This window comes from Streptomyces sp. NPDC051104 (assembly GCF_040682835.1).
In the GTDB taxonomy this organism is placed as follows: Bacteria; Actinomycetota; Actinomycetes; order Streptomycetales; family Streptomycetaceae; genus Streptomyces; species Streptomyces cynarae.
The window spans coordinates 1-15,050 of sequence record NZ_JBFBBS010000030.1 but is presented as its reverse complement, the minus strand read 5'-3'; the positions used below and the strand labels follow the sequence as shown (position 1 = coordinate 15,050).

Annotated in this window: 9 protein-coding genes and 7 pseudogenes; 11 read left to right on the top strand and 5 right to left on the bottom strand. The window is 72.2% G+C overall.

Features of this window, described 5'->3' with window-relative positions; genetic code table 11:
• The first annotated feature begins 94 nt into the window (after positions 1 to 94).
• The 8 genes and pseudogenes from AB0N14_RS29730 (at position 95) to AB0N14_RS29695 (ending at position 10,890) form a co-directional block, all read left to right on the top strand.
• Positions 95 to 844 (top strand): GntR family transcriptional regulator, encoded by a 750-nt coding sequence (locus tag AB0N14_RS29730; protein WP_366028838.1) that lies wholly within the window; start codon positions 95 to 97, stop codon positions 842 to 844.
• Positions 845 to 1,004: 160 nt separating this feature from the next.
• Positions 1,005 to 2,007, top strand: a pseudogene (locus AB0N14_RS29725) (sugar ABC transporter substrate-binding protein).
• Positions 2,004 to 3,084, top strand: a pseudogene (locus AB0N14_RS29720) (ABC transporter permease). Before AB0N14_RS29725 ends, AB0N14_RS29720 begins: the two co-directional pseudogenes overlap by 4 nt.
• A pseudogene (locus AB0N14_RS29715) lies at positions 3,081 to 3,874 on the top strand (ATP-binding cassette domain-containing protein). The pseudogenes AB0N14_RS29720 and AB0N14_RS29715 overlap by 4 nt, the downstream one beginning before the upstream one ends.
• Positions 3,875 to 3,962: 88 nt before the next feature.
• Positions 3,963 to 5,108 carry an ROK family glucokinase gene (locus AB0N14_RS29710; RefSeq protein WP_366028780.1) on the top strand — a complete coding sequence of 382 codons (1,146 nt, stop codon included), beginning with the start codon at positions 3,963 to 3,965 and terminating at the stop codon, positions 5,106 to 5,108.
• Complete coding sequence (locus AB0N14_RS29705) at positions 5,105 to 5,692, top strand: sugar kinase (RefSeq protein ID WP_366028779.1); 588 nt, start codon at positions 5,105 to 5,107, stop codon at positions 5,690 to 5,692. Before AB0N14_RS29710 ends, AB0N14_RS29705 begins: the two co-directional genes overlap by 4 nt.
• A gap of 171 nt (positions 5,693 to 5,863) precedes the next feature.
• Positions 5,864 to 8,686, top strand: a complete 2,823-nt coding sequence (locus AB0N14_RS29700; protein ID WP_366028778.1) for a DEAD/DEAH box helicase — start codon at positions 5,864 to 5,866, stop codon at positions 8,684 to 8,686.
• Positions 8,683 to 10,890 carry an SWIM zinc finger family protein gene (locus tag AB0N14_RS29695; protein WP_366028777.1) on the top strand — a complete coding sequence of 736 codons (2,208 nt, stop codon included), beginning with the start codon at positions 8,683 to 8,685 and terminating at the stop codon, positions 10,888 to 10,890. Before AB0N14_RS29700 ends, AB0N14_RS29695 begins: the two co-directional genes overlap by 4 nt.
• 67 nt (positions 10,891 to 10,957) lie before the next feature.
• Here AB0N14_RS29695 and AB0N14_RS29690 read toward each other — a convergent pair.
• From AB0N14_RS29690 to AB0N14_RS29675, 4 genes and pseudogenes are all read right to left on the bottom strand, one after another.
• Positions 10,958 to 11,161, bottom strand: a pseudogene (locus AB0N14_RS29690) (cellulase family glycosylhydrolase); the annotation flags it as partial.
• Between the two features lie 123 nt (positions 11,162 to 11,284).
• A pseudogene (locus AB0N14_RS29685) lies at positions 11,285 to 11,878 on the bottom strand (substrate-binding domain-containing protein); the annotation flags it as partial.
• A 433-nt stretch (positions 11,879 to 12,311) separates the two neighbouring features.
• Entirely contained in the window at positions 12,312 to 12,695 is a 384-nt protein-coding gene (locus AB0N14_RS29680; RefSeq protein ID WP_366028776.1) for a cellulase family glycosylhydrolase, read from the bottom strand.
• 102 nt (positions 12,696 to 12,797) lie between these two features.
• Positions 12,798 to 13,445 (bottom strand): hypothetical protein, encoded by a 648-nt coding sequence (locus AB0N14_RS29675; RefSeq protein ID WP_366028775.1) that lies wholly within the window; start codon positions 13,443 to 13,445, stop codon positions 12,798 to 12,800.
• 278 nt (positions 13,446 to 13,723) lie between these two features.
• Between AB0N14_RS29675 and AB0N14_RS29670 the strand changes: the two are divergent.
• The 3 genes and pseudogenes from AB0N14_RS29670 to AB0N14_RS29660 form a co-directional block, all read left to right on the top strand.
• Positions 13,724 to 13,971, top strand: a pseudogene (locus AB0N14_RS29670) (hypothetical protein); the annotation flags it as partial.
• A gap of 91 nt (positions 13,972 to 14,062) precedes the next feature.
• A pseudogene (locus AB0N14_RS29665) lies at positions 14,063 to 14,233 on the top strand (acetylxylan esterase); the annotation flags it as partial.
• Positions 14,234 to 14,294: 61 nt separating this feature from the next.
• Positions 14,295 to 14,564, top strand: coding sequence for an acetylxylan esterase (locus AB0N14_RS29660; RefSeq protein WP_366028837.1), 270 nt, complete (start codon positions 14,295 to 14,297; stop codon positions 14,562 to 14,564).
• A gap of 372 nt (positions 14,565 to 14,936) precedes the next feature.
• Here AB0N14_RS29660 and AB0N14_RS29655 read toward each other — a convergent pair.
• Positions 14,937 to 15,050, bottom strand: a 114-nt coding sequence (locus AB0N14_RS29655) for a hypothetical protein (protein ID WP_366028836.1), incomplete at its 5' end; no start/stop codon positions are given.

Here is a 15,050-nt window from a genome sequence, read left to right as displayed (position 1 = left end):
CCACACCATGTCAATCCTTTGTCCGGACAACCGGACTACACAACTTCCCGTCAACAAGCGCCGGAGCTACGCTCGCCCCGTGCCGAAACCAGATGTGGACCCCACCGTCCCGCTCCAGCTCAGCGTCGACCGGAGCAGTCCGGTGCCGCTCTACTTCCAGCTGGCCCAGCAGCTGGAGGCCGCGATCGAGCACGGCGAGCTGACACCGGGCAGCCTGCTGGGGAACGAGATCGAACTGGCCGGGCGGCTCGGCCTGTCCCGCCCCACGGTCCGGCAGGCCATCCAGTCCCTGGTCGACAAGGGCCTGCTCGTGCGCCGCCGCGGCGTCGGCACCCAGGTCGTCCACAGCCAGGTCAAGCGCGGCCTGGAGCTGAGCAGCCTCTACGACGACCTGGAGGCGGCCGGGCAGCGCCCCGCGACCCGGGTCCTCGTCAACACCTTCGCGCCCGCCTCCGCCGAGGTCGCCGCCGCGCTCGGCGTCCCCGAGGGCATTGAGGTGCACCAGGTCGAACGGTTGCGCCTCGCGCACGGCGAGCCGATGGCGTATCTGTGCAACTACCTGCCGACCGGCCTGCTCGACCTCGACAGCGACCAGCTGGAGGCCACCGGCCTCTACCGGCTGATGCGCGCCGCCGGCATCACCCTGCACAGCGCCCGGCAGTCCATCGGGGCCCGCGTCGCCGGGCGGGGCGAGGGCGAACGCCTCGGCGAGCCCGAGGGCGCCCCGCTGCTCACCATGCAGCGCACCACGTTCGACGACACGGGCCGCGCCGTGGAGTTCGGCACCCACACCTACCGCGCCTCGCGGTACTCGTTCGAATTCCAGCTGCTCGTACGCTCCTGAGCCGCCGGGGGCGCACGCTGCCCCCCGCCCCCCCTTACTCCCTCCCTCCCATGCCCCGTCCCCGCCCCTAACAGGCCCTGACCTGCGGCGTCGATCAGCGGTCGGCCATACTTGGTCGTTCCAAGCAACTGCAGGAACCATGCAAAAAGGGCACGGCCACGTGGCACGGACCAGAACCTGGGCAACCATCGCGCTCGCAGGAGTGCTCGGCCTCTCGCTAGCGGGGTTGCAGCAGCCACGGCGGCAAGCGCGCCGAGGACGCCCGCGAGGCCGCGGCCCAGGGCAGGGCAGCGGTGAACACCCCCCGCCGGACCTTCGCGATGATCACTCACTCAGGTGATGGCGACACCTTCTGGGACATCGTGCAGAGCGGCGCCAAGCAGGCCGCCGTCAAGGACAACATCGACTTCCTGTACTCGCACAGCGCCGAGGCGCAGCAGCAGGCGCAGCTCGTCGACGCAGCCGTCGACCAGAAGGTGGACGGCATCATCGTCACGCCGGCCAAGCCCGACGCGCTGAAGGCCGCCGTCACCCGGGCGGAGAAGGCCGGCATCCCGGTGGTCACCGTGAACTCCGGGTCCGCCGAGTCCAAGGCCTTCGGCGCGCTCACCCACATCGGCCAGGACGAGACCATCGCGGGCGAGGCCATCGGCGACGAGCTCGACAGGCGCGGCAGGAAGAAGGTCCTGTGCGTGCTGCACGAGCAGGGCAACGTCGGCCACGAACAGCGCTGCACGGGCGTCAGGAAGACCTTCCACGGCACCGTGGAGAACCTCTACGTCAACGGCACGAACATGCCCGACGCGCAGTCCGCCGTCGGCGCCCGGCTCCAGGCGGACCCGTCCGTCGACGCCGTCGTCACCCTCGGCGCCCCCTACGCCGACACCGCGGTGAAGGCCAAGGCCGACGCCGGCAGCCGGGCGGAGATCGACACCTTCGACCTCAACGCCAAGGTGGCCGGCGAGCTGAAGGACGGAACCCTCGGCTTCGCCGTCGACCAGCAGCCCTACCTCCAGGGCTACGAGGCGGTCGACCAGCTCTGGCTCCACAAGTACAACGCGAACGCCCTCGGCGGCGGCAAGCCGGTCCTGACCGGACCGCAGATCGTCACCAAGGACCAGGCCGCCGCCCTCGAGCAGTACACGAAGCGGGGAACCCGATGACCGCCACCGCACCGGCCTCCGCGCCGGAACGCGACGCAGACTCGCGCCCCGGCCGGCCGCGGGACGAACGGCTCCTGAAGACCTCACCGCTGAAGAAGCTCCTCGGCCGGCCCGAGCTGGGCTCGGTGGTCGGCGCACTCGCCGTCTTCCTGTTCTTCTCGATCGCCGCCGACAGCTTCCTGCGCGCCTCCAGCCTCAGCACGGTCCTGTACGCGGCCTCGACGATCGGCGTCATGGCCGTCCCGGTCGCGCTGCTGATGATCGGCGGCGAGTTCGACCTGTCCGCGGGCGTCCTCGTGACGTTCTCCGCGCTGGCCTCGTCGATGTTCAGCTACCGGATGACCGCGAACGTCTGAGTCGGCGTCGGGGTGTCGCTGCTGGTCACCCTGGCGGTCGGCGCCTTCAACGGCATCATGCTGAGCCGTACCGGACTGCCGAGCTTCATCGTCACGCTCGGTACGTTCCTGATGCTCACCGGCATGAACCTCGGCCTCACCAAGCTGATCAGCGGCACGGTCTCCACCAAGTCGATCTCCGACATGGACGGCTTCGCCTCGGCGCGGGCCGTGTTCGCCTCGACGCTCACCCTCGGCGGAGTCGACTTCAAGATCACCATTCTGTGGTGGTTCGGCCGTGGTCGCCCTCGCCTCCTGGATCCTGCTGCGCACCCGCTCCGGCAACTGGATCTTCGCGGTCGGCGGCAACAAGGACGCGGCCCGCGCGGTCGGCGTCCCGGTCGCGAGGACGAAGACCGGCCTGTACATGGGCGTGGCGCTCGGCGCCTGGATCTCCGGGCAGCACCTGCTGTTCTCGTACGACGTCGTGCAGTCCGGGGAGGGCGTCGGCAACGAGCTGATCTACATCATCGCCGCCGTCATCGGCGGCTGCCTGATCACCGGCGGCCACGGGTCCGCGGCCGGCTCGGCGGTGGGCGCGTTCATCTTCGGCATGACCGGCAAGGGCATCGTCTTCGCCGAGTGGAACCCGGACTGGTTCAAGTTCTTCCTCGGAGCGATGCTGCTCCTCGCGACCCTGCTCAACGCCTGGGTCCGCAAGCGCGCGGAGGCCACCAAGTGACGCAGACCGCAACACGTACGGCGCTCGTGGAGCTGTCCGGCGTCGGCAAGCACTACGGCAACGTCCGCGCCCTCGAAGGCGTCTCCCTCGAGGTCCACCCGGGCGAGATCACCTGTGTCCTCGGGACAACGGCGCGGGCAAGTCCACCCTTATCAAGATCATCGCGGGGCTGCACCGGCACGACGAAGGCCTGCTGCGCATCGACGGCGAGGAGACCCGTCTGTCCTCCCCGCGCGAGGCCCTCGACCGCGGTGTCGCCACGGTCTACCAGGACCTGGCCGTCGTGGGCCTGATGCCGGTGTGGCGGAACTTCTTCCTCGGCTCCGAGCCCCGCAGGGGCAGGGGACCCTTCAAGCGCCTGGACGTCGACCTCATGCGCCGCACGACACGCGAGGAACTGCTGCGGATGGGCATCGACCTGCGCGACGTCGACCAGCCCATCGGGAGCCTGTCGGGCGGTGAACGCCAGTGCGTGGCGATCGCACGCGCGGTGTACTTCGGCGCGAAGGTCCTGGTCCTGGACGAGCCGACGGCGGCACTCGGCGTCAAACAGTCAGGTGTGGTCCTCAAATACGTGGCCACCGCACGGGACGCGGGCCTTAGTGTTGTTTTCATCACCCACAACCCCCACCACGCGTACCTGGTGGGTGACCGGTTCGTCCTCCTCAAGCGCGGCACGATGATCGCCGACCACGTCCGTGAGGAGATCACCCTGGAGGAGCTGACACGCCAGATGGCAGGCGGTGAGGAGCTGGACGATCTGCGCCACGAGTTGGAACGCGCCCCGTAGGCTCGCCCCTGCATTGCGCGCCCAGAGGCCCCAGCGGCGGAGGGGCCCACAGTGCAGGCCAACGCGCGCGTGCGGCAGAATCGGGCCGGTGAGCACCTACCGCGACTTCACCCACCGCGGCTCCGCCCGGGCCACCGTCCTGCGGACCGTCGGCACGCGCGAGCGCCGTTCCCATCTGTCGGCGCCGCGCGTCCCCACGGTCGGCATCGACATCGGCGGCACGAAGGTGATGGCCGGCGTCGTCGACGCCGACGGCAACATCCTGGAGAAGCTCCGCACCGAGACGCCCGACAAGTCCAAGAGCCCCAAGGTCGTCGAGGACACCATCGTCGAGCTCGTCCTGGACCTCTCCGACCGGCACGACGTGCACGCCGTCGGCATCGGCGCGGCCGGCTGGGTGGACGCGGACCGCAATCGCGTCCTGTTCGCCCCGCACCTGTCCTGGCGCAACGAGCCCCTGCGCGACCGTCTCGCCGAGCGGCTCGCCGTCCCCGTCCTGGTCGACAACGACGCCAACGCCGCCGCCTGGGCCGAGTGGCGCTTCGGCGCCGGCCGCGGCGAGGACCACCTCGTGATGATCACCCTCGGCACCGGCATCGGCGGCGCCATCCTGGAGGACGGCCAGGTCAAGCGCGGCAAGTACGGGGTCGCGGGCGAGTTCGGCCATATGCAGGTCGTGCCCGGCGGCCACCGCTGCCCGTGCGGCAACCGCGGCTGCTGGGAGCAGTACAGCTCCGGCAACGCACTGGTCCGAGAGGCCAGGGAGCTGGCCGCCGCCGACTCCCCGGTGGCCTACGGGATCATCGAGCACGTCAAGGGCAACATCTCCGACATCACCGGCCCGATGATCACCGACCTGGCCCGTGAGGGCGACGCCATGTGCGTCGAGCTGCTCCAGGACATCGGCCAGTGGCTCGGCGTCGGCATCGCCAACCTGGCGGCCGCCCTGGACCCGTCCTGCTTCGTGATCGGCGGCGGCGTCAGCGCGGCGGACGACCTGCTGATCGGCCCGGCCCGGGACGCCTTCAAGCGCCACCTCACCGGCCGCGGCTACCGCCCCGAGGCGCGTATCGCCCGCGCCCAGCTCGGCCCCGAGGCCGGCATGGTCGGCGCCGCGGACCTCGCCCGGCTCGTGGCCCGCCGCTTCCGCCGCGCCAACCGGCGCCGGGTGGAGCGGTACGAGCGCTACGAGCGGTACGCGCAGTCCCGCCGCACCACCGAGGGACTGCTGTGACGGCCGCCGCCTCACTGCCGCGCCCGTCGTCACCCCCGGGCGAGCCGCCGCGCCCGCCGGAGGACCGTCGGCGCGCGATCCGCCGCCGGGCGCTGACCCTGCTGATCATCGTGCTGCTCATCGGCGTGCCCGCCGGGTACCTGATCATCTCCGCCAACCAGTCCCGCAACAGCGGCAAGGACAAGGAGGCGAAGTACGCGGCGACCGGCCTCGTCCCCGGCCGGCCCTCGTGGCTGCAGCGCCACCTCTACCAGGTGTGGATCCCGCCGGACGCGACGAAGGTCGCGTCGTACGAGACGAACAACTGGAAGACCAGCCGGCTGTACGTGCAGTTCACCACCAGCGACGACGGACTGAACCGGTTCCTGTCGACCCTCAAGGCCACCCGGTCCTCGCTGAAGGCGAACGACATCGCCATCAGCACGCGCGACCAGCACGTCGTCAGCTGGTCCTTCACGGCGCAGGGACCCTGGTACGGCCTGACCCACGCGCAGAAGAACCCCGCCCCCACCTTGGATGTCGTCGTGAACACGTCCCAGCCCCAGCACCCGACGGTGTATGTGGTGTCGCGGACGGTCCCCTGACGGGTGATCCCCCGACCGCTGATCCCCCGACCAGTGAGCCCCGGACCGATGATTCCCTGACGGGCCCGCGCCCGCGGGACCCGGCGGCCGGCGGCCGGAGCCGATTGTCAGACCCCGCCCGTAGAGTCGAAGACGACTGACACGAACGAGCGGCGGGAGGTGACCGGACGTATGGCGGAGCAGGTGGCCGAGGCGGCCGCGCCCGGGCGGGCGCCCGCATGGGAGAGCCTGGCCGCGGTCTTCCTGCCCGCGCCGCTGCCCCGCCGGAGCCGGGTGGCCTTCTGGGACCCGGACGGCGGCCCGCTGCCGCCGGACGGCACCGAGGACCTGACGGTCGTCCGGCCGCACGGATCCGGAGCACGTAGAAGCACCGTGCCCGCCGTGACCCTGCCCCTCACCGAGGCCCTGCCGCTGCTCGCGCGAGCCCGCCGCGCCCCCGCCGCCCACCCCGCGACCGCCTGCTGGGGTGCGGCCGCTCTGCACGCCCTGCGGCTCGTCGCGCGCGGCCGGCTGCTGCCCGGGCTCACCCCGGACGGATACGACGCCTGGCGGGCCGGACCCCTGGAGCCGGACGACATCACCCACCTCAGGGCCATCGCCGCCGCCCTGCCTTACGAAGGCCATGCCGTCCCGCTCCCCGGGAAAGGTCCCCTGCTGCTGCCTGAGCCCGAGGCCCTGGTCCGGTCCTTCCTGGACGCGGTCGCGGACACCCTGCCGCGCACCCCGGCCGCCGCCCACACCGCGGGCAGGCCGTTCGCCGCCCAGGGGCCGCAGCCGCTGCCCGATGCGCACGAGTGGGCCGCCGAAGTCGCCGCCGGCATGGACGCGGGCGTGCGGATCTCGCTGCGCCTGGACCTGTCGGCGTACGACCTGTTCGACGGCGGCGAGGGAGCGGGCCGCGCCGGGGCGGCGATCGTGCAGGTGCACAGCCTCGCCGACCCGACGCTGGTCGTGGACGTCGCCGCACTGTGGGCCGGTGAGGCGGACGCGGCCTTCGGCCCCCGCGCGCGCGTGGACGCGGCCCTCGCGGTCCGCCGCGCGGCCCGGGTCTGGCCCCCGCTGGACCGGCTCGCCGAACAGGAGGTGCCGGACGTCCTGGCGCTGTCCGAGGACGAGTTGAGCGACCTGCTGGGCGTCGCCGCCACCCGGCTGGGCGCGGCCGGCGTCGCGGTGCACTGGCCCCGGGACCTGGCACACGACCTGACCGCGACGGCGGTCGTACGGCCGGCGCCCGGTTCGGCGACCGACGGCACCGGCTTCATGGAGAGCGAGGAACTGCTGCGGTTCCGCTGGCAGTTGGCGCTCGGCGGCGATCCGCTCAGCGAGGCCGAGATGGACGCCCTCGCGGAGGCCCACCGCCCGGTCGTCCGGCTGCGCGACCGGTGGGTGCTGGTCGACCCGGCGCTCGTCCGCAAGGCCCGCAAGCGGGAGTTGGGTCTGCTCGACCCGGTGGACGCGCTCGCCGTCGCCCTCACCGGGACCGCGGACGTCGACGGCGAGACGGTTCAGGCGGTGCCGGTCGGCGCGCTGGCCGCACTGCGGGACCGGCTGACGGCCGGCATCGGCCCGGTGGATCCGCCCCCGAGCCTCGCCGCCCGGCTCCGGGACTACCAACTCCGCGGCTTGGCCTGGCTGGACCTCATGACCTCCCTCGGTCTCGGCGGCTGCCTCGCCGACGACATGGGGCTCGGCAAGACGGTCACCGTCATCGCGCTGCATCTGCGCCGGGCGCGCCGCGAGCCCACGCTGGTGGTATGCCCCGCGTCCCTGCTCGGCAACTGGCAGCGGGAGATCACCCGGTTCGCGCCCGGAGTCCCGGTCCGCCGCTTCCACGGCCCGGAGCGCACCCTGGACGACGTGGACGGCGGGTTCGTGCTGACCACCTACGGCACGATGCGGACGGCGGCACCCCGGCTGGCCGAACAGACCTGGGGCCTGGTCGTCGCCGACGAGGCACAGCACGTCAAGAACCCCTACTCCGCGACGGCGAAGGCACTGCGCACCATCCCGTCCCCGGCCCGCGTCGCCCTCACCGGCACACCTGTGGAGAACAACCTCTCCGAACTGTGGGCCCTGCTGGACTGGACGACCCCCGGACTGCTCGGCCCCCTGAAGTCCTTCCGCGCCCGGCACGCGCGGGCGGTGGAGACCGGTGAGGACCCTCAGGCGGTGGAGCGGCTGGCCCGCCTGGTCCGCCCCTTCCTGCTGCGGCGCAAGAAGTCCGACCCGGGCATCGTTCCCGAGCTCCCGCCGAAGACCGAGACGGACCACCCGGTCCCGCTCACCCGCGAGCAGGCCGCGCTCTACGAGGCGGTCGTACGGGAGTCGATGCTGGCGATCGAGACCGCGGAGGGCATCGCACGGCGGGGCCTGGTCCTGAAGCTCCTGAGCGCACTCAAACAGATCTGCGACCACCCGGCCCTCTATCTGAAGGAGGACGCCAGGACCGCCGGAGGCCTCACCGCGCGGTCCGGCAAACTGGCCCTGCTGGACGAGCTGGTGGACACCCTGCTGTCCGAGGACGGCTCGGCGCTGGTCTTCACGCAGTACGTCGGCATGGCCCGCCTGATCACCACGCACCTGGCCTCCCGCGCGGTGCCCGTCGACCTGCTGCACGGAGGCACGCCGGTGCCCGACCGCGAGCGGATGGTGGACCGCTTCCAGAGCGGCGCGACCCCGGTCCTGGTGCTCTCCCTCAAGGCGGCGGGCACCGGCCTGAACCTCACCCGCGCGGGCCATGTCATCCACTTCGACCGCTGGTGGAACCCGGCGGTGGAGGAACAGGCCACGGACCGCGCCTACCGCATCGGCCAGACCCAGCCGGTCCAGGTCCACCGCCTGATCACGGAGGGCACGGTCGAGGACCGCATCGCGGAGATGCTTCAGGCCAAGCGCGCGCTGGCGGACGCCGTCCTGGGCTCGGGCGAGTCGGCCCTCACGGAACTGACGGACCGCGAGCTGGCGGACCTGGTGTCGCTGAGGAGGACGGCATGAACGGGGCGGCGGAGGAACGCCCCTGGGCGGGCGGGGAACCGAGCGGTGACCACGCGACGCGCCCCGCCGACGCGGCCCGCCTTGCGCTGCGCGCGGCACGGGAGCGCGAGCGGCTCGACGGTGAGGCGGAAGGCGTGGAGCCTTCTGCCGGGGGCGAGTCTTCTGCCGGGGCTCAGCCTTCCGCCGGGGCCCGGCCTTCCGCCGGGGGAGCGGACGTCGCCCTCCCCGAGCCGGAGGCGAAGCGGACGACCCCCCGGCCGGGCGACGCGGCGCGCGCGGCCCTGCGGCGGGCGAACGCGGAGCGCCGGAGCACCCGGCGGGCGGACGAGCCGGGGGAGGTGCCGAAGGAGGGAGAACCGGAGGAAGCGCCGGAGGCCACAGCGCTACCGGCCACCGCGCCCCCGGCCGCTGCGCGGGAGACCGCGCCCGGCACGCGGCCCGGTGACATCGCACGGGAGGCGTTGCGGACGGCACGGAAGGAAGCGGAACGGGAACGTACGGAGAGCCGCGCCACGGCGGCCGAGGCGGGGCGCCGGTCCGGCAGCCCGGCGCCGGCCCGCTCCCAGGGGGGCGCTGCCGAGCCGTCCGGCACCGAGGAGACCCCAGCCCTCCGGGGAGCCGTCGCCGCACCGAGGACGACGGGTGCTCGGGGCCGCCGCAGCACTCGACCTCCGGCGGGCGGACGCCAGGCCCGGGACGTACGGGCGCTCCTCGCCGGTGCCTTCGAACTGCCGGCGTCGGCGGCACCGCGGAGCAGGAGCGCGTCCGCCGAGCAGGAGTCCGGCGAGCGGCGCGGGGCGCCCTCGCCCTCCCCGCACGAGACACCGAGCCCGGTCACACAGGTGCGGCAGGGCACATCCGAACAGTCCCCGAGGCCCCGCCCCACTCCGTCCGCCGCGCCCCCGGTCCCCCCGCGCTACCCGCGGTCCATGGCCGCCCCCGGCCGTGACGGCGAGTTGCGGCGCACCTTCGCGGCGCTGCCCGCCCGTCCGGTGCGTGACCGCGACCGGTTCGCCGAGACGTGGTGGGGCAACGCCTGGGTGTCCGCGCTGGAGGAAGGGGCCCTCGACGCGGCACGCCTGGCGCGGGGGAGGGCGTACGCGGGGCGGGGGAACGTGGACGCCATCACCGTCACCCCGGGGCTCGTGCTGGCGTACGTGCAAGGCAGCCGGCCCCGGCCGTACCGCGTGCAGGTGCGGCTCAGGACGTTCTCCGACGAGGAGTGGGACCTCTTCCTGGACGCCGCCGCCGAGCGGCCCACGCACATAGCCGCGCTGCTGGACAAGCAGATGCCGCAGTCCCTCGCCGAGTGCGGGGTCCGCCTGCTCCCCGGCGCCGGCGACCTCGAACCCCACTGCAGCTGCCCCGACTTCGGCCACCCCTGCAAGCACGCGGCCGCCGTCTGCTACCAGACCGCCCACCTGCTCGACCGCGACCCCTTCATCCTGCTCCTGCTGCGCGGCCGTGGCGAGCGCGACCTGCTGGACGCCCTGTCGCGGCGCAACGCGGCCCGCGCGGCCCGCGCGGCCCGGGCCGACCGGGACCGCAAGCGCGCTCCCGCCCCCGGGATACGCGCCCGGGACGCCCTGGCGCGCCGCATCCGGCCGCCGCTCCCCGCGCCCCTGCCCCCGCCCGCCCACCCCGAGCAGCCGCCGGTCTACCCGGACGCCCCGGGCGGCCCCGACTCGTTCGCGCTCGACCAGCTCGCCACGGACGCCGCCGCCCGCGCGCACGCCCTGCTGACCACCGGGCACGACCCGGTCGTGGAACTGACGCTCTGGCAGGACGCGGTACGGCTCGCCGCCGCCCGCCCCGGCTCGGGCCTCACCGCCGGAAGCCGGGCGCTGTACGCGTCGCTGGCCGCCGCCACCGGGCGGACACCGGCCGACCTGGCGCGGGCGGTCGCCGCCTGGCGGCAGGGCGGGAGGGAAGCCCTCGCCGTACTGGAGGAGCCCTGGGACCCTCCGGCCGGCCGCTTCGACCGCGCCCGCCCCCTGCTCCTGGCCGCGGACCTGCCCGCCTTCCGCCCGTGGCGCAACCGCCTCATCCACCCGAACGGCCATGTCCAGCTCCGTCTCGGCCAGGACGGCCTGTGGTACGCGTACGAGTCGGAACCGGGCCGCGACGACTGGTGGCCCCGGGGCACCCCCGACCCGGACCCGGTCGGCGCCCTGACCGGGCTCGGGGCGCCGGGGGAGGGCTGACATGGGGGCGTCCTGGGATCAGTTGGTGCTGCCCACGATGGACAGGGTCGCCTCGCTGTGCGGGGGTGCCTCCCGACGCGCGGACGACGCTGTGGAAGGCCGTGTTCAATTCGTCGAGCAGCTTGGCCTTCCTGGCGGCGTCGGCGTTGTCGAACTGGGGCTCGTTGACGCTCTCGAAGACCAGCTTTGCGGATGTGTCGCGGAACGTGTCCGCGATCTGTGCCCAGGTGGACCTGAAGCGGGCGAGCACCTTGTCGTGGTCGGTGGGCATGGACTTCGCCCACTGCAGTCGCCACCGACGGGCGCGAGGTTGCCGCGCCGAGCGAAACAGAAAGAGAAACATGAACTCTGGAAATGTGTCCGGGTGCGGGGCGCTGCTCCCGTACCCGGACACTCAGTCCTGCGGCGGCGGGGCCGTGCTCTCGCGGACCACGAGGTGTGTGGCGATCTCCAGGCCGAGCTGGGGGACCTTCTCGCCGCGACCGAGAGCCAGGGCCAACTCCGTTGCGGTCGCGGCCATTTCGGTCAGTGGCTGGTGCACGGTCGTCAGCGGTGGGTCCACCCAGGCCGTGACCGGCACGTCGTCGTAGCCGACCACGCTCAGGTCCTCCGGGATGCGCAGCCCGGCCTGGCGCGCCGCCTGATAGACGCCGAGCGTCTGCAGCTCGTTCGCGGTGAAGATCGCGGTCGGCCGGTCGGGGCGGGCCAGCAGTGCGCTCGCCGCGGCCTGCCCGTCCTCCCGGGTGAGCTGCATACGGACGATCAGCTCCGGGTCCACAGAAAGCCCGGCCGCCTCCAGCGCCGAGCGGTAACCGGCCATCCGCGCAAGGCAGTACGCGTGATCGGGGCCGCTGATCATGGCGATGCGCCGGTGGCCGAGGCCGATCAGATGGCGTGTCGCGGACTGGCCGCCCTTGAAGTGGGGGGCGCCGACATACGGGACACCGTCGGGGACGTCGTCGATCGGATCGAAGACGACGTACGGGATGCTGTTCGCCGCGGGTTGAGCGTGAGCGACTGGTCCGTGATCGTGCCGGACTTGGGGACGAAGACGCGGTCGAAGGACGTCGTGCCCGAGCGGGTGGTCCAGCTCGACTTGATCCAGTCGAAGAGCTCCTGGTCCCGCCACTGCCCGGTGGCGCGGTCAGGTGGGAGAAGGGGTCCCACAGGGCCGTGGTGACACCGGCCTGCCGTGCCGCGTAGCCCACCTGCTCGAAGTACTTCAGGGCCTCGCCCCGCTCGACACGGTCCGGGTGGTTCTGGCCGGGATAGCTGAGGAGGCCGTACTCGCCGAGATAGACGGGGATGCCCTTGGCGACGAACGTGTCGTGCATCCGGGCGAAGGCGCCGGTCAGATCCTTCTGGGCGGCCTCGTCGTAGTGGCTGCCGCCCGCGATGTTCACGCTGAAGGGGTACCACTGTTAGTAGTGCACCGTGGCGACCAGGTTGGGGTCGTCGAGCCGCTTGATGGTGGTGTACAGGTCGTCCATGACCGCCTGGTCCGGAGTGCAGTACTGCGTCGGCAGCACCAGCAGACGCTTCGCGTTCTGCCCGCCGGAAGAGCGGACGATCTCGTGGAACGAGGTGTTCAGCTCGTCGAGGAGCTTGGTCTTCTGCTCGGCCGTGGCATTGTCGAAGAGCGGCTCGTTGACGCTCTCGAAGAGCAGGGTGCGCGGCTCGTTCTCGAAGGGCGAAGAGATCTGCCTCCAGGTCATCTCCCGGTACGACCGCAGGGTCAGGCCGTCCGGCCACAGGACCAGGCCGCCGGCCCGGTTGATGGCGCCCGACGTGGAGAGGCTGGTCACCACGATGGTCCACAGGAGGGCCAGGACCGCGCTCCGCCTCGGGACGCTCGGTGGAAGGGCGCGCCGGACGGGGCCGCGCCGCGTGCGGTGCGTCGGTCGTGCTCACTGGCCGGTCCCGTACTTCTCCAGGACGTTCTCGGTCATCCAGCGCTTGAGCCGGTCCCCGCTGCTCGACTTCCAGGAGGCGATCGCCTCCTGCACGTCTTTGACCTTCTTCTTGCCGAAGTAGCAGCCCCTGACGACGTCGTTGACGGACTGCGCGGCTCCGGCCGTGGACATCGCCTGCGGCATCGCGATGTTCATGCCCCAGAACACCGGCTTGTACAGGCGCTTGACGTTCACGGCCTGCCCGCCGGCTTCATCATGAGCTTGATGCCGAGGGCCTTGTTCATGGCCTCGTAGAACGAGTTGCCCGGCATCGGGACCGTGCCCCCCCAGCGGGGTGACCGCGGTGTAGCTGCCGCCCTTGCCCGGTACGCCCTTGACGGTGGTGGCGCGCTCGGACGGGTACCGCAGGAAGCCCGGGTCGGTCACCGCGCCGTCGCTTCCGGTGACGGGCGCGATGTCCGGCTTGACCGGGTTGATCGGCACGTAGGCGGGCAGGGCCGCCTTCAGGCCCGACTCGGTGTTGGCACCGGTGCGCTGATCGCCCCCGCCTCCGCAGGCGGACAACAGCGGCGCTGCCGCGGCGACTCCCGCGACGGTCGTGGCCGCGCCGACGAAACTTCTGCGGCTCAACTCTTGACTCATGGGGTAGCCCTTTCGCATTCGGAACGCACGGGTCACGCTCCGTTGTCGAAGCGCTTCACTTGGGAGGGAAATTAATGAGATGTTTCAGTGGAAACAAGGGGGCTGAACTCAAAGAAACCTTCGTCAGCTCGGGTCATTGACACCCTTGGATGGGGGGTGGTAGCGTCGATGCGCTTCACCAACTTCCGTTTGGATTCGGGCACATCGAGACCGTCACCCCGTGAGTTCTGCTCTCCCGCCCGCTACCGACCGGCCTCGTTCCGTGACCCGCCCTGCCGATGTCGATGCGCGTCGACGACCTGGTCGAACGGCTCACACTCGACGAACGGCTCGCGATGCTGCATCAGTACGCACCGGCCGTGCCGCGCCTCGGCGTCGCCTCCTTGCACACCGGCAGCGAGGCCTGCGCGGCGTCTCGTGGCTCGGGGCCGTGACCGTCTTCCCGAAGGCCGTCGGCCTCGGCGCCAGCTCGGACGTGGACCTGGTGCGCCAGGTCGCCGACGCGGTCTCGACCGAGCTGCGGGCCTTCCACTACCACCGACCGCCGGTGATCAGCACGGCCGAGCGGGGGGCCAACTCGCTGCAGGCCTGGGCGCCCGTGCTCAATCACCGACTGCATGCGCGCCGTGGACGCAGTCGCGGAACTGCCCGGTCTCGACGGCAACCGGATCGTGCTGGCCGGCGGCAGCCAGGGCGGCGGCCTGGCGCTCGCCGTCGCCGGTCTCAGCGGGAACCGCGTGGCGGCGGTGATGCCGGACGTGCCGTTCCTGTGCCACTTCCGCAAGGCCGCGCAGACCGCCCTGGAAGGGCCCTACCTGGAGATCGTCAGGTACCTGCGCTGGCACAGCACTGCACCGCGCGCAGTCGACCCTCGACACCCTCGACTACTTCGACGGGGTCAACTTCGCCCAGCGGGCCACCGCGCCGGCCCTGTTCAGCGTCGTCCTGATGGACCCCATCTGCCCGCCGCAGACGGTGCACGCAGCCTTCAACCGCTACGCGGGCGAGGACCGGACCATGACGGTGTGGCCCTTCGCCGACCACGGCGGCGGTTGCGGCTCCAACCCGCCCGCCCAGCTTGCCCGGCTGCGGGGGGCGCGGACTGACGCCGAGCCGTGACCGCCGTATGAGCATGCGGCGCTCAACCACATCGGTGACGGCTGGAAGACCGCACTGCACGCCCCGGCCCACGCCGGGTACGGCACCCTGCGCACCACCGCACACGACGACCAGGGCAACAGCGTCACCCAAAGCATCACCCGCGCCTTCGGGCTGAAGTAAGCACCCTCAACCCGTCACCCGGGCGGGGCCGCCCACCGCGGCCCCGCCCGGGTGACGGGCCTGTTCCAGGCCGTCGTGGACTGGGCCACGTTCCGGGGGCGGCGGATGGCGTCTCTGATCCCGGTCTCCTGGGGTGGCTGCTGACTCCCGGGCCCGGCCTTGATGCCCGGGGGCGCGGCCGGAACCGGGGACGTGCTGCCGGGCTGTGGTTCAGGCGTCGATGATGACGGGGATGATGAGGGGTTTGCGGCGGTAAGTGCGGAACGCCCAGTTCGCCACGGCGCGGGCGAGGAGTTGTTCGAGTTGGCGCGCGTCCCCGACGCC

What these genes read in the sequence shown, in the direction of transcription:
- AB0N14_RS29700 (WP_366028778.1), top strand. Translation starts at nt 5,864, where the DNA reads ATGGCGGAGCAGGTGGCCGAGGCGGCCGCGCCCGGGCGGGCGCCCGCA.
- AB0N14_RS29695 (WP_366028777.1), top strand. Translation starts at nt 8,683, where the DNA reads ATGAACGGGGCGGCGGAGGAACGCCCCTGGGCGGGCGGGGAACCGAGC.
- AB0N14_RS29675 (WP_366028775.1), bottom strand. Translation starts at nt 13,445, where the DNA reads ATGAGTCAAGAGTTGAGCCGCAGAAGTTTCGTCGGCGCGGCCACGACC.